We start from the raw sequence: 19,193 nt of genomic DNA, 5'->3' as shown, positions 1-19,193 counted from the left end.
TTTCGTGAGTCATGTCCTTGAATCCTTTGCGCCGATGCATGTTTAGATCCGGACATATGGGATAAGTCCCGACTGGAAGCTCTTGATCGTGAAGGCACCAACCGCACACACGGCAGGGGTCGCTGTATGAGCTTGTGGCAGATGCGCCGGTTCCGGCGCGATCCGCTGGGCTTTCTCGACAATCTTTCTCACCGCCACCCCGGGGGCGTGTTTCCGCTGCCCTGGGGAGGGTGGTGCGTCGGCGACGCCGAGTTGGCGCGAAAGGTGTTGACCGGCAAGACCTTCAACGGCGGGAGGTCGATCTTCTTCGGGGAGATGCTGCCGACCAGGTCGGCCCAGATCGAGGTCGGCCACGCGGTCCGCGACATCGTCGGAGCACGACTGCCCGACTACCGCGACAGGCTCGCCGCAGCCGTGGACGAGATGCCCGCGGTCACCCAGTGGCCCACCGCCGGAACCGAACTGGTCTATCGATGCACGGCCGACACGATGCTGCACCCCGATTCCCCGCCCGGATTGCGGCGATTGCTGTCACAGGCCTCACGCGGCAACGTGCTGATCCGCGCACCACGCATCCGCCAGCGGGCACGCGCGCAATTGCTGCGCAACAAGCTCCGTGCCGCGGTGACCGAGCACGTCCGCGATCGCCGAGGAGAGGACACCCGGCACGGCGAACCACGCGACGTGCTGGATGCCATCATCGATGCCTGCCCCGACGAGGTCGACGACCGGACGGTGGCCGATCTGTACATGCTGCTGTTCGTGTCGATCGTGGGGACGGTCGGCTACTCACTGGCCTGGTCGGTCCTGCTGGCCGGCCTGCACGCACCGGCAGGCTCGCCTTGGCCGTGGCCCGCCGACCAGATCGTCCGCGAAGCCTCGCGGCATCGCCCGCTGGTCTGGATGGTCGGCCGCCCCGCCCCGTACGCCATCGAACTCGGCGGAATCACCTTCCGCACCGGCGACGTCGTGTCGGTCAGTCCCTATCTGCTGCACCACGACGAACACCGCTGGAACCACCCCGGTGTATTCCGGCCCGAACGCTGGGCCGAATCCGATGGCCGCGGCCCCTACCTCCCCTTCAGCACCGGCCCGTTCGTCTGCGCCGGAGCCGCGATCGCCCACACCCTGATAACCGACGCCGTCACAGCCCTCACCAGCGCCGCCCCCGTCACCGTCATCGGCGGCAACCTTCGCCCGATCGTGACCAACGCCAACACTCCCCGCCCCTTCGCCCTGCACCGAGCCTGACCGAAGCCCACAACCCGGAAGGAGGTGAAAAACCATGATCAAGACGCGAACCTGCCACCGCCCGGACGGCCGGCAGTTCGCACTTCGACCAAACATGCCAGGCCGACAACGCACCACGATGCCGATTACGTGCTCGCACTGCTGACGGCACATCGGATGTGAGGGCAGCGGGTCGGCTCCCTTGCCCTTGCCGACGCCAGAATGGGCCCTGTTCCGGCAGTAGACAGGGCCCTGATCAGCGGATGTGGTCAGTCCTTGCGCATCGTTTCGTAGATGCGCTTGCATTCCGGGCAGACCGGGGAGCCGGGCTTCGGCGACCTGGTGACCGGGAATACCTCGCCGCACAGCGCCACCACGTGGGTGCCCATGACGGCACTCTCGGCGATCTTGTCCTTCTTCACATAGTGGAAGTACTTCGGGATATCGCTGTCGGTCGACTCGTCGGTGGTCGTATCCGGGCGAACCAGAGTATCGCTGCTCACCCCATCCATGATGCCAGGGCGGGCCGCTCCGATCTCCGCACCCCGTGTGCATTCGATCATGCGGAGTGGAAGACTCGGGTGCATGCAGCGTGACGGCGACTCCCCCGATGCCGAGAACCGCGACAACGGCGGTGTTCGCCCCGAATTCGAGATCCGTCCGCCGGGGTCGATACCGCGCCCGGCACGCCGCTCGGAAGGCTATTTCCCCGGTGCGGACGACCATCCGGTCCTGATCACCGAGGCGGCTCCCTCCCTGGAGCAGCAGCATCGCGCCCGCGTACGCCGGTACATGCTGCTCATGGGCTTTCGCATCCCCTGCCTGATCCTGGCCGCGATCGCCTACAGCCTGTGGGGCAACTGGGTGATCTCGCTGCTGATCATCGGCGTGTCGATCCCGCTGCCGTGGATGGCGGTCCTCATCGCCAACGACCGCCCGCCCCGCCGCAAGGACGAACCCAGCCGCTGGGACGAGCGCCGCGCGGCGAAGGCCCTCGAATCCGGCCACCACCGCGCCATCGACGGCTGACATTCTCCAGTCATCGCGAAGGGTACCGCCGTGCCGGTGCCGCCACCCCCTGCACGGCGGCACCGGCACGACGAACCGATCGCCGAGCATTCGGTCAGGCCGAGGCGAGTTGCGGCTGCGTCGACGTGACTTTGCGCCGGATGGCCAACGACATCAGTGCGGCGATCCCGCACAACCCGCCCGCGATGTACCACGCCAGGTCATAGGTGCCCTGCATGTCGCGGATCACGCCCGCGCCCGTGGCCGCGATGGCCGCGCCGACCTGATGCGAGGCGAACACCCAGCCGAAGGCGACAGGCCCGTCGTCGCCGAAGTGCTCGCGGCACAGCGCGACCGTCGGCGGCACGGTGGCGATCCAGTCCAGGCCGTAGAAGATGATGAACACCCACATGCTGGGCTGGGCGTGCGGGCCCAGCAGCGACGGCAGGATCAGCAGCGATAGCCCGCGCAGCGTGTAGTACGCGCCGAGCAGCCAGCGGGAGTCCATGCGGTCGGTCAGCCAGCCCGACAGCACCGTGCCCACCACATCGAAGATGCCGATCACGGCCAGCAGACTCGCCGCCATGGTGAGAGGCATGCCGTGATCGTGGGCGGCCGTGACGAAATGCGTCTGGATCAGGCCGTTGGTGGAGGCGCCGCAGATCATGAAGCCACCGACCAGCAGCCAGAACACCGGCTTGCGAGAGCAATTCACCAAGACCGTCACCGCCCGCGCGGCCCCGCCCCGCACCTCGGTGCGCACACCGGCCGTGCTGCCCGGTTCGGCACCATAGGCCAGCACGCCGACATCGCTGGGGTAGTCGCGCAGGAACAACCACACCAGCGGCACCGCCGCGAGCGCGATGCCCGCGACCACGAGCGAGGGCGTCCGCCAGCCGTACGACTGCGCCAGCATCGACACCAGCGGCAGAAAGACCAGCTGGCCAGTTGCCCCCGCGGCGGTGAGCACGCCGGTCACCAGCCCGCGATGCCGGACGAACCAGCGCCCGGTGACCGTGGCCACGAACGGCATCGACATGGATCCGACGCCGACCCCGACCAGCACGCCCCAGGTCATCCACAGCTGCCACGTCTGGGTCATGAAGACGGTCAGGCCGGCACCCAGGGCCACCAGCACCAGCGCACCCGCCACCACCAGCCGCATCCCCAGCCGGTCCATCAGCGCCGCCGCGAACGGCGAAATCAGGCCGTAGAGCACAACATTCACCGACACCGCCGCGCCGATCGTGCCGTGCGACCAGCCGAATTCGTCGTGCAGCGGATCCATCAGCACGCTGGGCACCGATCGGAATCCGGCCGCGCCGATCAGCGCGAAGAAGCCGATGATGGCGACGAACCAGGCGGGATGCACTCCCATGCGGCTCGATAACGTCGCGCGGACCGATCCTGCCGGGCCGCTCGATTCCGTTGTCGCGGAAGGTTCTCGCAGTTCGGTCACGCCGGAGATCGTCTCGCGAAACCGGTTGTCGAACGAGTGGCCTGAATGCCACAATCCGTCAATATCTGGCCAACGTTGGGAGACAGCATGATCCGCTGGAACTGGGCTTTCATCGACCGCCCCGCCGATCGTTTCGACGAGGCCTTCGCCTTCTGGACCGCCGTGACCGGGACGACGCTGTCCGAACGCGGCGGCGAGAACGGCGAATTCGCCACGCTGGAACCGCCCGAGGGCGATCCGTGTCTGCGAGCACAGGCCGTCGGCGGCCCCGGCGGTGCGCATGTGGACCTGGACGTCGACGATCTGGACGCCGCCCGACGGACCGCCCGCGAACTGGGCGCCACCATTCTCGCCGACCACGACGGGTGGTCGCTGGTGCAATCGCCCCACGGACACCTGTTTTGCCTGACAACCGATGACGGCAGGCAGATCCCACCACCGGTGACCGGCCCCGACGGCACCATCAGCCGACTCGACCAGGTCTGCCTCGATATCGGCGCGAGTGAATACGACAGCGAGGTCCGGTTCTGGGCCGATCTCACCGGCTGGGAACTGCGCGAGACCACCCAGCCCGAATTCCTGCGGCTCGCCCAGCCGGACACACTGCCGATCCGAATCCTGTTGCAGCGCTTGAACGAAGACCGGCCCGCCTCGGCGCACCTCGATGTCGCGTGCTCGGATATCCACGCGATCGCCGCCTGGCACGAATCGCTGGGCGCCCGCCGCATCGAGAGCGGAGCGCACTGGATGGTGATGAACGATCCGACCGGCGGCGTGTACTGCCTGACCTCCCGTAATCCGCTGACCGGCACGGTGAAACAGTGAGCACGCCGACCCTCTCCCGGGTGGCGCACTCCCCTCGCGTGGATTCCTCGGGGGTTCCACATCGGGTGGCCGTGCTCGCCCTCGCACCCGTCATCGGGTTCGACACGACCATTCCCCCGACCGTGCTCGGCAACGCGGCGACCTCCGACGGCACCCCGCTCTACGACGTGCAGGTGTGCGGTCCGAGCACCGCGCCGGTGCTGTCGAACATGGGGTACGCCATCGTGCCGCAGGGCGGGCCGGAACTGCTGGCGAGTGCGGACACGGTCATCGTGCCGGGCACTCAAATGCCTGAGCCACGCCGATTCGGCACGCTGCCACCGGATTTGGCCGAGGTGTTGGCGCGTATCCGGCCCGGCACGCGCATCGTGTCGATCTGCACGGGTGCCTTCGTCCTAGCGGCCGCGGGCCTGCTCGACGGCCGCCGCGCCACCACGCACTGGGCTTTCGCCGACGACTTCCGCCGCCTGTTCCCGCGGGTGCGATTGGACGAGAACCTGCTGTTCGTCGAGGACGGAAACTTCTGCACCGCGGCCGGTCTGGCCGCGGGTATCGACCTGTGCCTGCATCTGCTGCGCACCGATCACGGCAGCGAGGTCGCCAACCGGGTGGCCCGCTACTGTGTGGTGCCGCCGTGGCGGGAGGGCGGCCAATCCCAGTTCATCGACCGCAATGTCCCCGTGGACGGTTCCGACGGCACCGCACCCACCCGCGCCTGGGCGCTGCAGCACCTCGACCGCGACCTGGACCTGGCCACCCTGTCGGCGCACGCCCGGATGAGCGTGCGCACCTTCACCCGCCGCTTCAAGGCCGAAACCGGCCTGGCCCCCGGTGCATGGCTACTGCAGCAGCGGCTGCGCCACGCCCGCCACCTCCTCGAGGCGACGGATATGCCGATCGACGAGGTGGCCCGCGCCGCCGGGCTGGGCACCGCCGCCTGCCTACGCCATCACATGCGCGCCGAACTGGGAGTGTCGCCGCTGGCGTACCGTAAAACGTTCCGTGCGGCGCCGAAAGCGCTGAGCCGCTGAGCGGTCCGCTCCGAGGACTCAGTGGTGGACGGCCTTTTCCGCGCCCGCGCCGGTCAGCGAACGAACCTGCATCTCGACGTATTTCTCCTCGTCGTGTTCCTTGGACAGCACGGTGCCGAGCCAGCCGAGCAGGAACGATGCCGGGATCGAGACCAAGCCCGGATTGGCCAGCGGGAACCAGTGGAAGTCGACGGACTTGATCATGGCCGTCGGGGCGCCGGACACCGCCGGGGAGAACACGATCAGCACGACCGTCACCGCCAGACCGCCGTAGATACTCCACAGCGCACCGCTGGTGTTGAACCGCTTCCAGAACAGCGAGTACAGGATCGTCGGCAGATTCGCCGAGGCCGCCACCGCGAACGCCAGCGCCACCAGGAAGGCCACGTTCTGGTTCTTGGCGAGGATGCCACCGATGATGGCAACCGCCCCGATCACCACGGCCGTGATGCGAGCCACCCGCACCTCGCCGGTCTTACTGTCGGCATTGCCCCGCTTGATCACGTTGGCGTACACGTCGTGGGCGAACGAGGCCGAGGCGGTGATGGTCAACCCGGCCACCACGGCCAGAATCGTCGCGAAGGCCACGGCCGCAACGAATCCCAGCAGGATCGGACCGCCCAGCTCCAGGGCCAGCAGCGGTGCGGCCGCATTGTCCCGGCCCGGCGCCGCGGCGATCTTCTCCGGCCCGACCAGCGCCGCGGCGCCGTAGCCCAGCACGAGGGTGAACAGGTAGAACAGCCCGATCAATCCGATCGCCCACACCACCGAGCGGCGGGCGTCCTTCGCGGTCGGCACGGTGTAGAAGCGCATGAGCACATGGGGCAGACCCGCCGTACCCAGCACCAGAGCCAGGGCGAGGGAAAGGAAGTCGAGTTTGGAGGTCTCGGACTTGCCGTAGCGGAATCCCGGTTCGAGCAGTTTCGCGCCGTTCTGGCCGCCCCGGTTCACCGCATCCTGCAGCAGCGACGACAGGTTCAGCCCGTATTTGCCCAGCACCCACACCGACATCGCCGCGGCCGCGGCGATCAGCAGGACCGCCTTCACGATCTGCACCCACGTGGTGCCCTTCATGCCGCCGACGAGCACGTAGACGATCATCAGCGCGCCGACGACCGCGATCACCAGATTCTGACCCAGATCCCCGGACACGCCCAGCAGCAGCGAGACCAGCACACCGGCACCGGCCATCTGGGCCAGCAGATAGAACAGGCTCACCGCCAGCGTCGAGGTGGCCGCCGCGGCACGCACGGGACGCTGGCGCATGCGGAAAGCCAGCACGTCGCCGAGGGTGAATTTGCCTGTGTTCCGGAGTAATTCAGCGACCAGCAGCAAGGCCACCAGCCAGGCCACCAGGAATCCGATCGAGTACAGGAAACCGTCGTATCCGTACAGGGCAATGGCACCGGCGATGCCGAGGAAACTCGCGGCCGACAGGTAATCACCGGCGATGGCGATCCCGTTCTGCGGGCCGGAGAAGGCACGCCCCGCGGCGTAATAGTCTGCGGCGGTTCGGGTGTCGCGGCTCGCGCGGAACACGATCACCAGCGTGATCGCCACGAATATCGCGAAGATGGTGATGTTGAGCCCCGGCCGGCTGCCCTCGACCGCGGCGGCGAGAATGCTGTTCATCGGACCGGCCCCTCCAGCTCGGTGCGCAGTTCGTCGGCGACGGGGTCCAGCTCGCGGTCGGCGAAGCGGACATACAGCGCGGTGATAACGAAGGTCGAAACGAATTGCAGCAGACCGAATATCAGCCCGACGGTGATGTTGCCCATCACCTTCTGCGACATGAATCCGTGCGCGTAGTCGGCCAGCAGCACGTACAGCGCATACCAGGCGAGGAACAGCGCGGTCATCGGGAACACGAAGCGCCGGAATCTGCGACGTAACCCTTGGAATTCGGGGCTGTCGTAGGTGCGCGCCCAATCCTCGGCGGGCGCCCCGGCCTGTTCTGTTGTCACTTGCAACCTCCTCGTGAGCCAGGTCACAATATCAGGAACCCGGACATTTCAACTCCCCCCGAAAGGGGTTGTCCGGCCCCCGAATTCCACCCCGCTCCCGGATGCTCGAAGGTTGCGGTGGCAGAGTTCCCAGCTATGCCGACGAATTCGACGACCGCCGCGTCCGGCCTCGCCGCGCTCGCCGCGGATCTGCGTACCGCGCTGACCCGCGTGCGATACGACGCCGACACCCTCCTCGAGCTCCTGGGCGACGACGTGCATGCCGCGCTGGGCCGCTCGGAGCCGGTTCCGGTGCGGCGCGCGGTACGCGACGCCGCGGAGTTGGGCACCCTCGTGCGGCTGCTGCTGCTCGGCGATCCGATGCCCGAACACGAGGTGGCCGCGGCACTGGCGCCGGTGGACATCGACCGCGCTGTCGCGGCCGGGCTGCTCGAGCGCGACGGCGAGCGAGTACGGGCCGCGCTCGATCTGCGACCGCTGGATCTGGGCGACGGCAACCGATGGGTCCTGTCGGATCTGGACGATTCGATGCGGCGCCGCTCGCTGAGCGCCGATCACGTGCTCGGGGTCGGGCAGGCGTCGTTGTCGCTGTTGCGCGCGACCCCGACTCGACCGGTCGGCTCGGTCCTGGACATGGGCACCGGCTGCGGTGTGCAGGCCGTGCACGCCGCCTCCTACGCCCGCACGGTGACCGGCACCGACATCAGTCGGCGGGCGCTGTGGCTGGCCGCGACGACCGCCGCGCTCAACGGGCTCGACATCGAACTGCGCGAAGGTGCCTGGTTCGACCCGGTCGCCGGCCGCCGCTTCGATCAGGTGGTCGCCAATCCACCGTTCGTGGTCGGCCCGGCCCGGGTCGAGCACACCTACCGCGACTCGGGCCTGGCCCTCGACGGCGCGAGCGAACTGGTCGTCTCCCGGGTGCCGCAGATGCTGAATCCGGGAGGTACCGCGGCCCTGCTCGCCTCCTGGGTCCATGTGGCGGGCGAAGACTGGCGGGCCCGGGTGTCGTCGTGGCTGCCCGAGCACGGGGTGGATGCCTGGATCGTGCAGCGCGATGTCGCCGATCCGGCCCTGTACGTCGGGACCTGGCTGCGCGACGCCGGGCTCGATCCGCGCGACAGCGACGCCCAGGAGCGCGCCGAACGGTGGCTGGACGCCTTCGCCGCCGCCGATGTCGAGGGCATCGGATTCGGCTTCGTCTATCTGCGTGCCGTCGACGGCTCGACCGAACTGCTCGCCGAGGACCTCACCCACGGCTTCGACGACCCGCTCGGCGACGAGGCGGCGAAATATTTCGAGCGCTCGGCCTGGCTGCGCGCGGTCGCCGCCGACAACGACATCGCCTGGGGCGCGCGCTTCGAGGTCGATCCGGCCACCGCACTGGAGCGGGTCTACCTGCCGGGAGCCGACGGCTGGGAGCAGCGGGTCGCCCGTCTGCACCGCGGCGACGGGCCGCGGTGGCAGCACGAGGTGGACGACACCGCCGCCGCCCTGCTCGCGGGAATGCGGCCCGAGGGATTGCCGTTGGAAGAGTTGGTCGAGCTCCTGGCTATCGGCCACACCGGCACGGCGGCCTCGCCGGACTTGCGGGCGGCGGCGCTGGGCATCGTCACCGGACTGGTTCGGCACGGGCTGATCCATCCGATCGACGCCACGTCGGTGTGATCCGATTCCGGGTGCTTACCGATCGCTCCGCCGGGTAGGCCCGACGGGAGCAACGGACCAGGGCGCACTGTCACGGGTTGATACCTGCCGGATCGCCACCGGGCAACGCCGGGTGCACACGTTCCCCAGAGGGTTCCCTTCTTAGGAACTTCTCAGATGGGAGTGACGAAAACCGCAGTTCAGAGCGGTTTATCGAGACCGCCCCGGGGAACTTTCCCAATGTCGGGTCCGTTGTTCGGAGTGAGACACCACCGACAGGAGGCAAGTCATGACAAGCCCCGCCACCACTGGAGTGCGCGCCAGCGATTCGGACCTCGACGCTCAGAGCCCCGCCGCCGACCTGGTACGCGTGTACCTGAATGGGATCGGTAAGACGGCGCTGCTCACGGCGGCCGACGAGGTCGAGTTGGCCAAGCGCATCGAGGCGGGCCTCTATGCCCAATACCTGTTGGAGACCAGTAAGCGCCTGTCGGCCAGCCGGAAACGGGACCTGGCGATCATCGTTCGCGACGGCCAGGCCGCGCGGCAGCATCTGCTCGAGGCCAACCTGCGGCTCGTGGTGTCGCTGGCCAAGCGCTACACCGGCCGCGGCATGCCGCTGCTCGATCTCATCCAGGAGGGCAACCTGGGTCTGATCCGAGCGATGGAGAAGTTCGACTACACCAAGGGCTTCAAGTTCTCCACCTACGCCACCTGGTGGATCCGGCAGGCCATCACCCGCGGTATGGCCGATCAGAGCCGCACCATCCGGCTGCCCGTCCACCTGGTCGAACAGGTCAACAAGCTGGCCCGCATCAAGCGTGAACTGCATCAGCAACTCGGGCGCGAGGCCACCGACGAGGAACTGGCCAACGAGTCCGGCATCCCGGTCGACAAGATCGCCGATCTGCTCGACCACAGCCGTGACCCGGTGAGCCTGGACATGCCCGTCGGCAACGACGAGGAGGCCCCGCTCGGGGACTTCATCGAGGACTCCGAGGCCACCTCCGCCGAGAGCGCGGTCATCGCGGGCCTCATGCACCGCGACGTCCGCAGCGTGCTGGCCACCCTCGACGAGCGCGAACAGCAGGTCATCAGGCTGCGGTTCGGCCTGGACGACGGTCAGCCGCGCACGCTGGATCAGATCGGCAAGCTCTTCGGCCTGTCCCGCGAGCGGGTGCGGCAGATAGAGCGTGAGGTCATGGCCAAGCTGCGCAAGGGCGAGCGGGCAGACCGCCTGCGTGCCTACGCCAGCTGATAAAGACGGCTGGGCCGTCCGGAATCCGGCCCAGCTCCCCCGAACGCCGGTCGGCGTCCGCGCACCCCGCCTCTCCGGGGACGCGCGAGCCGACCGGCGTTGTTGTTTGCCAGCAACCGATCAGCTATTCTCGACACGCCCGACCGCGCGACACGCTGAATTTCGTCAAACGACCAACACAAACCGTCAGGTCGTTATTTAATGTGGTAATGACCACATACCGAACGAAGCGAATCCTGAAGTGGACCGTCGCAGCAGTATCGGCCGGTCTTATGTCGATGGTGGCTGCGGCTCCGGCCGCGGTCGCGTTTCCTAATAGCGATCCGAGTAGCCCGGGCACCAGTAACGGCACCGGCAACCAGGGTGGTACCGGAGGCACTCAGGGCGGTGCGGGCAACGGCTTGGGCGGCGGCCTCGGCGGCAATGGCCAACTGCAGGGCCCCGGCGGGTATGGCCAGCAGCCGCAACAGCAGCAACAACAGCAACAGCAGTCGCCCGGCGGCTACGGCCAGCAGTTGCCCGGCAACCAGTTCCAGCTCCCTGCCCCGGGCGGCAACAACCCATATCAACTCCCCACCCCGGGCGGCAACAACCCGTACCAACTCCCCCTCCCTGGCGGCAACCAGCAACAACTCCCCGGTGGCCTGCCCAACCTGCCCAACCAAGGCGGCCTCGGCGGCATGCTGGCCGACCAGGGTCTGGGTGGCCTGGGAACGATGCTCCCGCAGGGCATTCCGGACTTCCCCGGCATAGGCAACTTCGGCCTGCAGGGTCCGGGTAAGGAGAGCCCGCAGGGCAACGAGCAGAAGGGGAACGACGGCCAGAAGGGCAACCAGTCCTCGCCGGATCAGAACTCGTCGGGCGACGAGTCGAAGAACGGCAAGAAGTCCGACGGCACCAAGGACGACAAGTCCGGCAAGAAGGACAAGAAGAGCGACGGCAAGAAGGACGAGCAGAAGGACGAAAAGAAGTCCGGCGACCAGCAGCAACAGCAGCAGCAGGTGCCCCAGTAAGGTCCGCTCCTCCTCCGACCTCCCGGTCCGATGGCCCCGAAGGAAAGCGCTTCGGGGCCATCGCATGTCGCGGAGCTTCGGGCCATCGCATGTCGCGGGTGCGGCTGTCGAGGGCTTCGTTACGCGGTGGCCAGGGTCTCGGTCAGGCGATCGAGCATGCCGGGCCAGCCGCCGCGCATGATCTTGCGGGACAGTTGGGCATTGGCGTCGTCGGGGTCGAAGCCCGTGTGGGTCAGCAGCATTCGGGTGCCGATGCCCTCGGGGCGCAGTTCCCAGGTGACGACCCAACCGCTGTCGGTGTCGGAGTGGGCGTCGTTCCAGCTGATGCGCAATTTTTCGGGGGCGGTGAGTTCCAGGACCTCGCAGCGGATCTCGCCGGAGAACCCGGTCTGCGGCACCGCGCGGCCCCGCATGTGAAAGACATTGCCCACCACCGGTTCGAAGCCGGTGGGCATCATCATCCACTGGGCCATCAACTCCGGTGTGGTGAGGGCGCGCCACACCTTCTCCGGCGGGTGCGGGTAGAAGTGGTCGAGCTCGATGGTGGTCAGATCGTCGGTCACTTCTTCTCGGAGTCCGTTCTGTGATCGGAGTCGTCGGGCAGGGCGTCCAGGACCGCACCGAGGTCACGCAGCCGCGCCCGCCAGTAGCGTTCGAACGGGTCGAGCCAGGATTGCAGGTCGTGCAATGGCTGTGGCTCCACTCTGTAGTAGCGGTAGCGGCCGCGTTTCTCCTCGTCGACCAGCCCGCAGTCGCGCAGCACCTTCAGATGTTCGGACACACTGGGCCGGGCCATATCGAACCGTTCGGCGATCGCCTGGACCGTCTGCTCGCCGTCGAGCAGCAGGTCCAGGATCTCGCGTCGGGTCGGATTGGCCAGCGCGCCGAACACCAGATCGGTACTGCTGGATTTCACGCGATGCGGCATCGGGCCCTCGTTCGGTCGGTCTCATCGTCGCCGGAACAGCGCCGCACTGGCGGTCACGGCGACCACGAGAATACCCAGGCACCAGACCACCGCGGCCGCAACGTAGTAGCTACCCGATTGCTGAAAACCGCCGAGTCCGGCCGTGCCCTGGGTCAGATAGCGGTTGGCCTCGATCACGACCGTCAGCGGCTGATATTCGGCGAAGATCCGCAGCCAGCCCGGCATGGTGTCGACCGGAACGTAGGCGCTGGACACGAACGACAGCGGCAGCACCAGAAAGCCCAGGCCCTGCGCTGCCTGCACATCGCCGGTGGCCAGCCCCAGGGCAATAAACACCCAGGTGAAGGCGACCGCGGTGAGCAGGCACAGACCCACCATCGCCACCAGCCCCGCAATCCCGTGGTGGACGCGGAACCCCACGGCGAAGGCGACCGCGAAGGTGACGGCCGCGGTGACCGCGGTCAATGCGTGCGCACCCAGCGCCCGCCCGGCGAGGACGGCCGAGCGCGGCATCGGCAGCGAGCGGAACCGGTCCACGATCCCCCGCTGCAGATCCTCCGCCATCGCCGGTCCGACGCCCATGACCGAGAACACCATGCCCACAGTGAGAATGCCGGGAACCATGAAGTCCACGTAACGCAGGCCGTCCGAGGCGATCGCCCCGCCGAAGACATAGCGGAAGATCAGCAGGAAGACCACGCTCTGCAGTACCGACATGACGATCACCTGCGGGTTGCGCAGCGTCATCAGGGCGACCCGCCGCGCCACGGCGGCGGTGCAGGCCACGGGGTTCACGCGGGGAACGGCCGAGGAGTCGATCACGGTCGCGGTCATGTCATCGCCTCGATTCGCTGTTCGGTCGGCGCGGCGGCCGTCAGGTTCAGGAACGCCTCCTCCAAAGTCGGCCTGCGCACGGTGATTTCGTCGACGGTGCCGGTGGGCAGCAGCGAGAAACAGGTCGCCGCATCCTCGCCACCGGCCGGCGAGGGCCACGTCATCACGCCCGCCGCGGTGTCGACGGTGACATCGGTGCGGCCCCGCGCCGCCAGCGCTCGGCGGATCGTCTCGAGGTCGTCGGCGCGGCGGGTTCGCACGGTGACGATGTCCTCGCCGTGGGCGGCCTTCAACTGGGCGGGTGAGCCGTCGGCCAGGATGCGACCACCGTCGAGCACCACCACCCGGTCGGCGAGCGCGTCGGCCTCCTCCAGGTACTGGGTGGTCAGCACGACATCGGTGCCGCCGGAAACCAGTTCGGTGACCAGCGACCAAAGCCCGTGGCGCGCCGCCGGATCCAGGCCGGTGGTCGGCTCGTCCAGTAACAGCACCTGCGGTCGGCCGACCAGGCTCGCGCCGAGATCGAGGCGGCGGCGCATACCGCCGGAGTAGGTTCCGACCCGCCGCCCGCCCGCGTCGGCCAGTCCCAGCCGCTCCAACACCTCGGCGGCGGCCTTGCGGGCCGCCCGACGCGGGAGCCCGAACAGCACCCCGATCATCTCCAGGTTCTCCGCGCCGGTCAGCAGCGGTTCCATCGTCGCATGCTGTCCGGCCAGTCCGATGGACCGCCGCACCGCCGGGGCCTGCCGCACGACGTCGTGGCCGAGGACCCGGATCGTCCCGGCATCCGGCGGGGTCAAGGTGGCCAGCATGCGCACAAGCGTCGTCTTGCCCGCCCCGTTGCGACCCAGAATCGCCAGCAGACTTCCCCGCTCCGCCGACAACTGCAACCCGTCCAGCGCCACGGTGTCACCGAATCGCTTGGTGACACCGTGCGCCTCGAAAAGTGCCGTCACTGCGCCGGATTCGCGATGAGGACGAACGAATTCCCATCGGGGTCGGAGAAGGTGGCCTGCTTGCCCCACGGCTCGTCGGTGGGTCCGGCGACCTCGGCCCCGGCCTCGCGCAGCCGCGCCACGGTGGCGTCGATGTCGGCGCTGTGCAGCATGACTCCCGCGAGCGTTCCCGCGCTCGCGCCGGGGAATGGTGTGTGCAGGATGATCGAGGTGCCGGTCGCGCCGGGCGCGACCTCGAGCCACCGGTTGTCGCCCCACACATTGTCGACGCGGACGTCGAAGCCGAGCACCTCGGTGTAGAACTTCTCGGCCCGATCCTGGTCGGAGACGAAGGCCGTAATTTTCCCGATCTGCGAAATCGTCATGCCCGCGACTATATGTAGGAAATATCCTACTCGTCAAGCGTAGGAGATTTCCTACGTGAATCGGTCTCACTTTCCGATGTGGCGAGCAGCTGCGGTGGCTCGGGCCGTCTCGGCGACGAACCGAATGCCGACCCGTCGGCAGGCGGTATCCGACCCACGTTGCCGACCGTCCGCGCTGCATCGGGGGCGATTTCGGGCTCGGCCGCCGAGTTCGCGCGACTACCATCGCGGGCATGGAGGAGCTTGGCCGCGCCCGACCGGACGAGGTGCGTCGCCGGTGTCGCTCGGGTGAGCTGAGCGGGGCGACGACGGGCTTGTCGCTCGGGTATGTGCAGGCCAATCTCGTTGTGCTGCCCGCCGAGGCGGCGGCGGAGTTCCACGAGTTCTGCCTGGCCAATCCGCAGGCGTTGCCGCTCATCGAGGTGACCGGCCCGGGCGATCCGGAGCCGCGCCAGGCCGCACCCGGCGCGGACCTGCGCACCGATCTGCCGCGCTACCGCGTCTACCGCCACGGCGTGCTCGACGCCGAACCGACCGATGTGCGCGACGTCTGGCCCCACGACGGCGTGGCGTTCCTGCTCGGCTGCAGTTTCACCGCCGAGGCGCGGCTGCTGGCGGCGGGAGTTCGCCTGCGCCATCAGGAATCGGGCCGCAACGTCCCCATGTTCGTCACCTCGCGGCCGTGCACGCCGGTGGGGCGGTTCCACGGGCCGCTGGTGGTGTCCATGCGGCCCATCGCATCCGACAGCGTGGAGACGGCTCGGCGTGTCACCGCCGCACTCCCCCGGGCGCACGGCGCTCCCGTGCATGTCGGTGATCCGTCGATACTCGGCATCGACGACCTCGCCCGCCCCGACTTCGGCGATCCGATCGAGCCGGAACCCGGTGAGACACCGATGTTCTGGGCCTGCGGAGTCACCCCGCAGGCGGTGATCAGGACCACGCGCCCGCCACTGGCCATCACCCATGCCCCAGGACACATGTTCGTCACCGATCTGCGCGACGACGCGGAGTGACAAAACCGGTTGAGGTGAAACGATGTCCGCTCACCGCCAGCAATCCCGCCCGGAAACCGTTGGTGCACCGATATAGTTCGCCTATGATCGCGTCGGGGGAGCAATCACACCGTTTCAAGGGCGTCATCGGACCGGCGGTCGTCGTGGTGGCGATGACGCTCTGGTGGCTGCTTGTGCTCGGATCGGATCTCCTTGCAGGGCAGGGCTATTCGCGCGGACGGCATGTGGCGGGCGGGCTGCTGGCGATCGGCTTCACCCTGCCGTTGATCGTCGTGGCCCGGCGATATCTGGATCGCCGCCCCTGGTCATGGTCGCTCATGGGACTGACCGCACCCCGAAAAGCATGGCGGCCTTTCCTTTTCGGAGTCGCGTGCTGGCTCGTGCCCGCCACGATCTCGACGGTGGCGGCGGAGACGTTCGGATGGATCTCGATCAGCGTGCACAAGCCGGTCCTCGAGATCGTCGCAGGCGTCGCCGTGTTGACCGTGCTCGTGCTGCTGATCGAGCCGATACCCGAGGAACTTGCCTTTCGCGGTTACATTCAGGGCACCCTGGCGCAGCGCTACCCCGCCTGGGTGGCCGTCCTCGGCCAAGCCATGGCGTTCACGGTGCTGGGCACGGTAATCACCCTGCAGGCGGACCCGTTCCGCATCGTGCTGCTGCTGACATTCGGCTCCTTGCTGGGCGCGTTGCGGGCGACGATCGGAAGTCTGTGGCCCTGCCTCGGTTTTCACACCGCTTTCATGGTGACGAGCCAGTATCTCAACAACCGAGGCAACGGAGAGATCGACCACCCGGAGGTGCTGGACCTGACCTTCATCGTGATCCCGTTCGCCTGCACCGCGATTCTGCTCTGGGCGGTGCACCGCCGCGCTAGCCGGAGTTCCGCAGTGCCGTCGCCAAGCCGTTCATCGTGAGCAGGATGCCGCGCTCGACCAGCTCCGAGCTGTCGCCCGCACGTCGGCGGCGCAGCAGTTCGACCTGCATCTGGTTGAGCGGCTCCAGGTAGGGGAAGCGGTTGCGGATGGATTCGGCCAATGCCGGGTTGTCGGCGAGCAGCTGATCGCTGCCGGTGACGGCGGCGTGCATGCGACACGTGCGGTCGTATTCGTCGCGGATCATGCCGAAGATCTGCTCCCGCAACGCCGTATCCTCGACGAGTTCGGCGTAGCGGGCGGCGATATCCATATCGGCCTTGGCCAGCACCTGCGCCAGATTCGACATGACCGTGCGGAAGAACGGCCAGCGCCGATACAGATCCGACAGGGTGGCCAGGCGCTGCGGATCCTCACCCACCCACTGTTCGATCGCGGTGCCGGTGCCGTACCAGCCGGGCAGCATGGCGCGCGACTGGCTCCAGGCCATCACCCAGGGGATCGCGCGCAGATCACTCACCGAATTCGTCGGTTTGCGCGAGGCCGGGCGGCTGCCCAGATTGAGGTCGGCGACCTCGGCGATCGGGGTGGAGGCGCGGAAATACTCGACGAATCCCGGAGTTTCGTGCACCAGCCGCGAATACGCCCGTCGCGCCAGCTCGGCCAGTTCGTCGAACAGCTCGTAGGCGGGTTCGGCGTCGGCGCCCAGTCCCTCCACGTCCAGCAGTGTCGATTCCAGGGTTCCCGCGACCAGGGATTCCAGATTGCGATAGGCGCTGCCGCGGTCGGCGTATTTGGTGGAGATCACCTCGCCCTGTTCGGTCAGCCGCAGCGAGCCGCGCACCGCACCGGCCGGCTGGGCGAGAATGGCGTCGTAGCTGCGACCGCCGCCGCGGCCCACCGTGCCGCCGCGACCGTGGAACAGCCGCAACCGAATTCCGGTCTTGCGCGCGGCCTCCACCAGATCCAGTTCGGCCCGGTACAGCGCCCAGTTGGCGGCCAGATATCCGCCGTCCTTGTTGGAGTCGGAGTAGCCGAGCATCACCTCCTGCTGCATGCCGCGGGCGGCGACCAGGCGGTGGTAGGCGGGCACCTCCAGGGCGGCGACCAGCGTCTCGGCGCCGTGGCGGAGATCTTCGATCGTCTCGAACAGCGGCACCACCCCGACCGGGCTGCTCGGCGGGGTCTGCGCATCGCCGGGATCGAGGATTCCGGCCTCCTTCAACAACAGTGCGGCCTCCAGCAGATCGCTGACCGAGGTGCACATGCTGATGATGTAGTTCGGCACGGTGTCCGGACCCAGATCGTCCAGGGCCGCCTTGGCCGCGCGCACCACGCCGAGTTCCTTGACCGCCAGTTCGCTCAGCCTGGCGGTCGGACCGAGCAGCGGGCGACGGGTGTTCAATTCGGCCGCCAGCAACTGCACCCGGTCCGGCTCGGACAGGCTCGTGTAGTCGGCGTGCACACCCGCCCAGGCGAACAGCTCGGCCACCACCTGCTCGTGCGTCTCGGAGTTCTGGCGCATATCCAGACCCTGCAGGTGGAAGCCGAATGTCTCGACCGCGCCGCGCAATGCGGCCAGCCGGTCGTCGGCCAGCAGGCCGTCGCCGGAGGCGCGCATCGAGGCGTCCACGATATTCAGATCGTCGAGCAGTTCCTGCGGCCCGGCATACGGCTGCGCGCCCACGTCCACGCCCTCACCGTCGCCCGGGATCTCGCCCAGCGCGTGCCGGGCGGTGGCGGTCAGGCGGGCCCGGATGCCGCGGATCGCGCGCCGGTAGGGTTCATCGGCGCGCTGCGGGGATTCGTCGTATCCGGCGTCGGCCAGTTGCGCCAGTTCCGGGGTCACCGACACCAGGCGGGCCGATTGCGACAGCGATTTCTCCAGCCCCACAAGCTCTTTGAGGTAATAGCCGACGGCGACGGCACCCGCCCGGTGGGTGGCGCGATGCACCACCTCGGCGGTGACGTTCGGATTGCCGTCGCGATCGCCGCCGATCCACGAACCGGGCCGCAGGATCGGCCGCGCCAACAGCTCGAGCTCGGGCCAGCGCGAGCGCAGCGCCGCACGGACCTCGGCGTTGATGCGCGGAATCACCTCCAGCAGGGTCATGTCGTAGTAGCGCAGCCCCACCTCGATCTCGTCTTTGATGCGCAGGCGGGCCAGGCGGATCAGCGCGGTGCGCCACAGGGTGAGCACCTGGCGCCGGATCCGGGTCTCGATCTCGGCGTACTCCGGTTCGGAGCGGTCGTAGCGTTGCCGCTGCCGCATCAGTTCGGTGATGCGGGCCTGCACGTCGAAGACGGTGCGGCGGCGGGTCTCGGTGGGGTGGGCGGTGATCACGGGCGACACCAGCGCGTCGGCGAGCAGGTCGGCGACGGTGCCGCCGTCGGGCCGCGCGGAGTCCAGTTTGCGGCAGGTCGCAGCCAGGCTGGAGTCCTGCGGCGGCTCCCCTGCGGCCATATGGACGGCGCGACGCCGGTCGCGCTGCAGATCCTCGGCCAGATTGGCCAGCAGCAGGAAGTGGCTGAACGCGCGGATCAGCGGAATCGCGACCCGGACATCGGTATCGCGCAGCATATCGGCGACCGCGCTGCGCTCCACCTCCGACCGGCGGATGCGGAACGCCTCGACGCGGACCCGTTCGATGAGGTCGAAAACCTCCGGGCCCTCGTGGTCGCGGATCGTCTCGCCCAGGATCGCGCCGAGAAAGCGGATGTCGTCTCGCAGCGGCGCGGTGGCGGCCTCGATCTGATCTTCGCGCATACGGCCAGTATCGACCA

At 68.1% G+C, this 19,193-nt stretch carries 19 protein-coding genes; 9 read left to right on the top strand and 10 right to left on the bottom strand.

Annotation, left to right across the window (positions count from 1 at the left end; genetic code table 11):
* Nucleotides 1–126 precede the first annotated feature (126 nt).
* A complete protein-coding gene (locus IU452_RS14330) occupies nt 127–1,251 on the top strand; it encodes a cytochrome P450 (protein WP_228817544.1) in 1,125 nt (374 codons plus the stop codon).
* 248 nt (nt 1,252–1,499) lie between these two features.
* Here the strand turns inward: IU452_RS14330 and IU452_RS14325 are convergent, their stop codons facing one another.
* Entirely contained in the window at nt 1,500–1,742 is a 243-nt protein-coding gene (locus IU452_RS14325) for a DUF3039 domain-containing protein (protein ID WP_228817828.1), read from the bottom strand.
* A 73-nt stretch (nt 1,743–1,815) separates the two neighbouring features.
* Here IU452_RS14325 and IU452_RS14320 point away from each other — a divergent pair, with 73 nt between their 5' ends.
* A complete protein-coding gene (locus IU452_RS14320; protein ID WP_195109477.1) occupies nt 1,816–2,259 on the top strand; it encodes a DUF3099 domain-containing protein in 444 nt (147 codons plus the stop codon).
* Between the two features lie 94 nt (nt 2,260–2,353).
* Here the strand turns inward: IU452_RS14320 and IU452_RS14315 are convergent, their stop codons facing one another.
* Complete coding sequence (locus IU452_RS14315; RefSeq protein ID WP_195109652.1) at nt 2,354–3,616, bottom strand: MFS transporter; 1,263 nt, start codon at nt 3,614–3,616, stop codon at nt 2,354–2,356.
* 168 nt (nt 3,617–3,784) lie between these two features.
* On the opposite strand from IU452_RS14315, the gene IU452_RS14310 reads away from it, so the two are divergent.
* Together IU452_RS14310 and IU452_RS14305 are read left to right on the top strand one after the other, a co-directional pair.
* Complete coding sequence (locus tag IU452_RS14310; RefSeq protein WP_195109476.1) at nt 3,785–4,522, top strand: VOC family protein; 738 nt, start codon at nt 3,785–3,787, stop codon at nt 4,520–4,522.
* Nucleotides 4,523–4,560: 38 nt separating this feature from the next.
* Nucleotides 4,561–5,553 (top strand): GlxA family transcriptional regulator, encoded by a 993-nt coding sequence (locus tag IU452_RS14305; protein ID WP_195109651.1) that lies wholly within the window; start codon nt 4,561–4,563, stop codon nt 5,551–5,553.
* Nucleotides 5,554–5,571: 18 nt separating this feature from the next.
* Here IU452_RS14305 and IU452_RS14300 read toward each other — a convergent pair whose 3' ends face one another.
* Together IU452_RS14300 and IU452_RS14295 are read right to left on the bottom strand one after the other, a co-directional pair.
* Entirely contained in the window at nt 5,572–7,185 is a 1,614-nt protein-coding gene (locus tag IU452_RS14300; RefSeq protein WP_195109475.1) for a cation acetate symporter, read from the bottom strand.
* Nucleotides 7,182–7,517: a DUF485 domain-containing protein gene (locus IU452_RS14295; protein WP_195109474.1), complete on the bottom strand. Its 336-nt coding sequence runs from the start codon at nt 7,515–7,517 to the stop codon at nt 7,182–7,184. The genes IU452_RS14300 and IU452_RS14295 overlap by 4 nt, the downstream gene beginning before the upstream one ends.
* A gap of 135 nt (nt 7,518–7,652) precedes the next feature.
* Here IU452_RS14295 and IU452_RS14290 point away from each other — a divergent pair, with 135 nt between their 5' ends.
* The 3 genes from IU452_RS14290 to IU452_RS14280 all read left to right on the top strand — a co-directional run bounded on the left by IU452_RS14290 (nt 7,653) and on the right by IU452_RS14280 (nt 11,435).
* On the top strand, nt 7,653–9,185 hold the full coding sequence (locus IU452_RS14290; RefSeq protein WP_195109473.1) for a DUF7059 domain-containing protein: 1,533 nt from the start codon (nt 7,653–7,655) through the stop codon (nt 9,183–9,185).
* Between the two features lie 268 nt (nt 9,186–9,453).
* A complete protein-coding gene (locus tag IU452_RS14285) occupies nt 9,454–10,422 on the top strand; it encodes a sigma-70 family RNA polymerase sigma factor (protein ID WP_195109472.1) in 969 nt (322 codons plus the stop codon).
* A gap of 209 nt (nt 10,423–10,631) precedes the next feature.
* Nucleotides 10,632–11,435 carry a hypothetical protein gene (locus IU452_RS14280; RefSeq protein WP_195109471.1) on the top strand — a complete coding sequence of 268 codons (804 nt, stop codon included), beginning with the start codon at nt 10,632–10,634 and terminating at the stop codon, nt 11,433–11,435.
* A 119-nt stretch (nt 11,436–11,554) separates the two neighbouring features.
* On the opposite strand, the gene IU452_RS14275 is transcribed toward IU452_RS14280, so the two are convergent.
* The 5 genes from IU452_RS14275 to IU452_RS14255 are packed head-to-tail and all read right to left on the bottom strand — an operon-like array spanning nt 11,555 to nt 14,518.
* Entirely contained in the window at nt 11,555–11,998 is a 444-nt protein-coding gene (locus tag IU452_RS14275) for an SRPBCC family protein (protein ID WP_195109470.1), read from the bottom strand.
* A complete protein-coding gene (locus IU452_RS14270; RefSeq protein ID WP_195109469.1) occupies nt 11,995–12,363 on the bottom strand; it encodes an ArsR/SmtB family transcription factor in 369 nt (122 codons plus the stop codon). Before IU452_RS14270 ends, IU452_RS14275 begins: the two co-directional genes overlap by 4 nt.
* 21 nt (nt 12,364–12,384) lie before the next feature.
* Entirely contained in the window at nt 12,385–13,197 is an 813-nt protein-coding gene (locus IU452_RS14265; protein ID WP_195109468.1) for an ABC transporter permease, read from the bottom strand.
* A complete protein-coding gene (locus IU452_RS14260; protein ID WP_195109467.1) occupies nt 13,194–14,153 on the bottom strand; it encodes an ABC transporter ATP-binding protein in 960 nt (319 codons plus the stop codon). Before IU452_RS14260 ends, IU452_RS14265 begins: the two co-directional genes overlap by 4 nt.
* A complete protein-coding gene (locus tag IU452_RS14255; RefSeq protein ID WP_195109466.1) occupies nt 14,150–14,518 on the bottom strand; it encodes a VOC family protein in 369 nt (122 codons plus the stop codon). The genes IU452_RS14260 and IU452_RS14255 overlap by 4 nt, the downstream gene beginning before the upstream one ends.
* 233 nt (nt 14,519–14,751) lie before the next feature.
* Here IU452_RS14255 and IU452_RS14250 point away from each other — a divergent pair, with 233 nt between their 5' ends.
* Together IU452_RS14250 and IU452_RS14245 are read left to right on the top strand one after the other, a co-directional pair.
* Nucleotides 14,752–15,534: a putative hydro-lyase gene (locus tag IU452_RS14250; RefSeq protein ID WP_195109465.1), complete on the top strand. Its 783-nt coding sequence runs from the start codon at nt 14,752–14,754 to the stop codon at nt 15,532–15,534.
* An 83-nt stretch (nt 15,535–15,617) separates the two neighbouring features.
* The gene (locus IU452_RS14245; protein ID WP_195109464.1) at nt 15,618–16,451 is read left to right on the top strand and encodes a CPBP family intramembrane glutamic endopeptidase; all 834 of its coding nucleotides are present in this window, start codon (nt 15,618–15,620) and stop codon (nt 16,449–16,451) included.
* Here IU452_RS14245 and ppc read toward each other — a convergent pair.
* Nucleotides 16,408–19,176: a phosphoenolpyruvate carboxylase gene (ppc, locus tag IU452_RS14240; protein ID WP_195109463.1), complete on the bottom strand. Its 2,769-nt coding sequence runs from the start codon at nt 19,174–19,176 to the stop codon at nt 16,408–16,410. The two genes, IU452_RS14245 and ppc, sit on opposite strands and share 44 nt — an antisense overlap.
* Nucleotides 19,177–19,193 lie beyond the last annotated feature (17 nt).

Origin of the sequence: Nocardia transvalensis (assembly GCF_015477765.1) — a bacterium.
Lineage (GTDB): Bacteria > Actinomycetota > Actinomycetes > Mycobacteriales > Mycobacteriaceae > Nocardia > Nocardia transvalensis_A.
Note: the sequence above shows the minus strand (reverse complement) of the source record. Positions and strands in the feature narration are given on the sequence as shown.

Coding starts and splice junctions, on each gene's coding strand:
- IU452_RS14330 (WP_228817544.1), top strand. CDS start 127: ATGAGCTTGTGGCAGATGCGCCGGTTCCGGCGCGATCCGCTGGGCTTT.
- IU452_RS14325 (WP_228817828.1), bottom strand. CDS start 1,742: ATGGATGGGGTGAGCAGCGATACTCTGGTTCGCCCGGATACGACCACC.
- IU452_RS14320 (WP_195109477.1), top strand. CDS start 1,816: ATGCAGCGTGACGGCGACTCCCCCGATGCCGAGAACCGCGACAACGGC.
- IU452_RS14315 (WP_195109652.1), bottom strand. CDS start 3,616: ATGGGAGTGCATCCCGCCTGGTTCGTCGCCATCATCGGCTTCTTCGCG.
- IU452_RS14310 (WP_195109476.1), top strand. CDS start 3,785: ATGATCCGCTGGAACTGGGCTTTCATCGACCGCCCCGCCGATCGTTTC.
- IU452_RS14300 (WP_195109475.1), bottom strand. CDS start 7,185: ATGAACAGCATTCTCGCCGCCGCGGTCGAGGGCAGCCGGCCGGGGCTC.
- IU452_RS14290 (WP_195109473.1), top strand. CDS start 7,653: ATGCCGACGAATTCGACGACCGCCGCGTCCGGCCTCGCCGCGCTCGCC.
- IU452_RS14285 (WP_195109472.1), top strand. CDS start 9,454: ATGACAAGCCCCGCCACCACTGGAGTGCGCGCCAGCGATTCGGACCTC.
- IU452_RS14280 (WP_195109471.1), top strand. CDS start 10,632: ATGACCACATACCGAACGAAGCGAATCCTGAAGTGGACCGTCGCAGCA.
- IU452_RS14270 (WP_195109469.1), bottom strand. CDS start 12,363: ATGCCGCATCGCGTGAAATCCAGCAGTACCGATCTGGTGTTCGGCGCG.
- IU452_RS14265 (WP_195109468.1), bottom strand. CDS start 13,197: ATGACCGCGACCGTGATCGACTCCTCGGCCGTTCCCCGCGTGAACCCC.
- IU452_RS14255 (WP_195109466.1), bottom strand. CDS start 14,518: ATGACGATTTCGCAGATCGGGAAAATTACGGCCTTCGTCTCCGACCAG.
- IU452_RS14250 (WP_195109465.1), top strand. CDS start 14,752: ATGGAGGAGCTTGGCCGCGCCCGACCGGACGAGGTGCGTCGCCGGTGT.
- IU452_RS14245 (WP_195109464.1), top strand. CDS start 15,618: ATGATCGCGTCGGGGGAGCAATCACACCGTTTCAAGGGCGTCATCGGA.
- ppc (WP_195109463.1), bottom strand. CDS start 19,176: ATGCGCGAAGATCAGATCGAGGCCGCCACCGCGCCGCTGCGAGACGAC.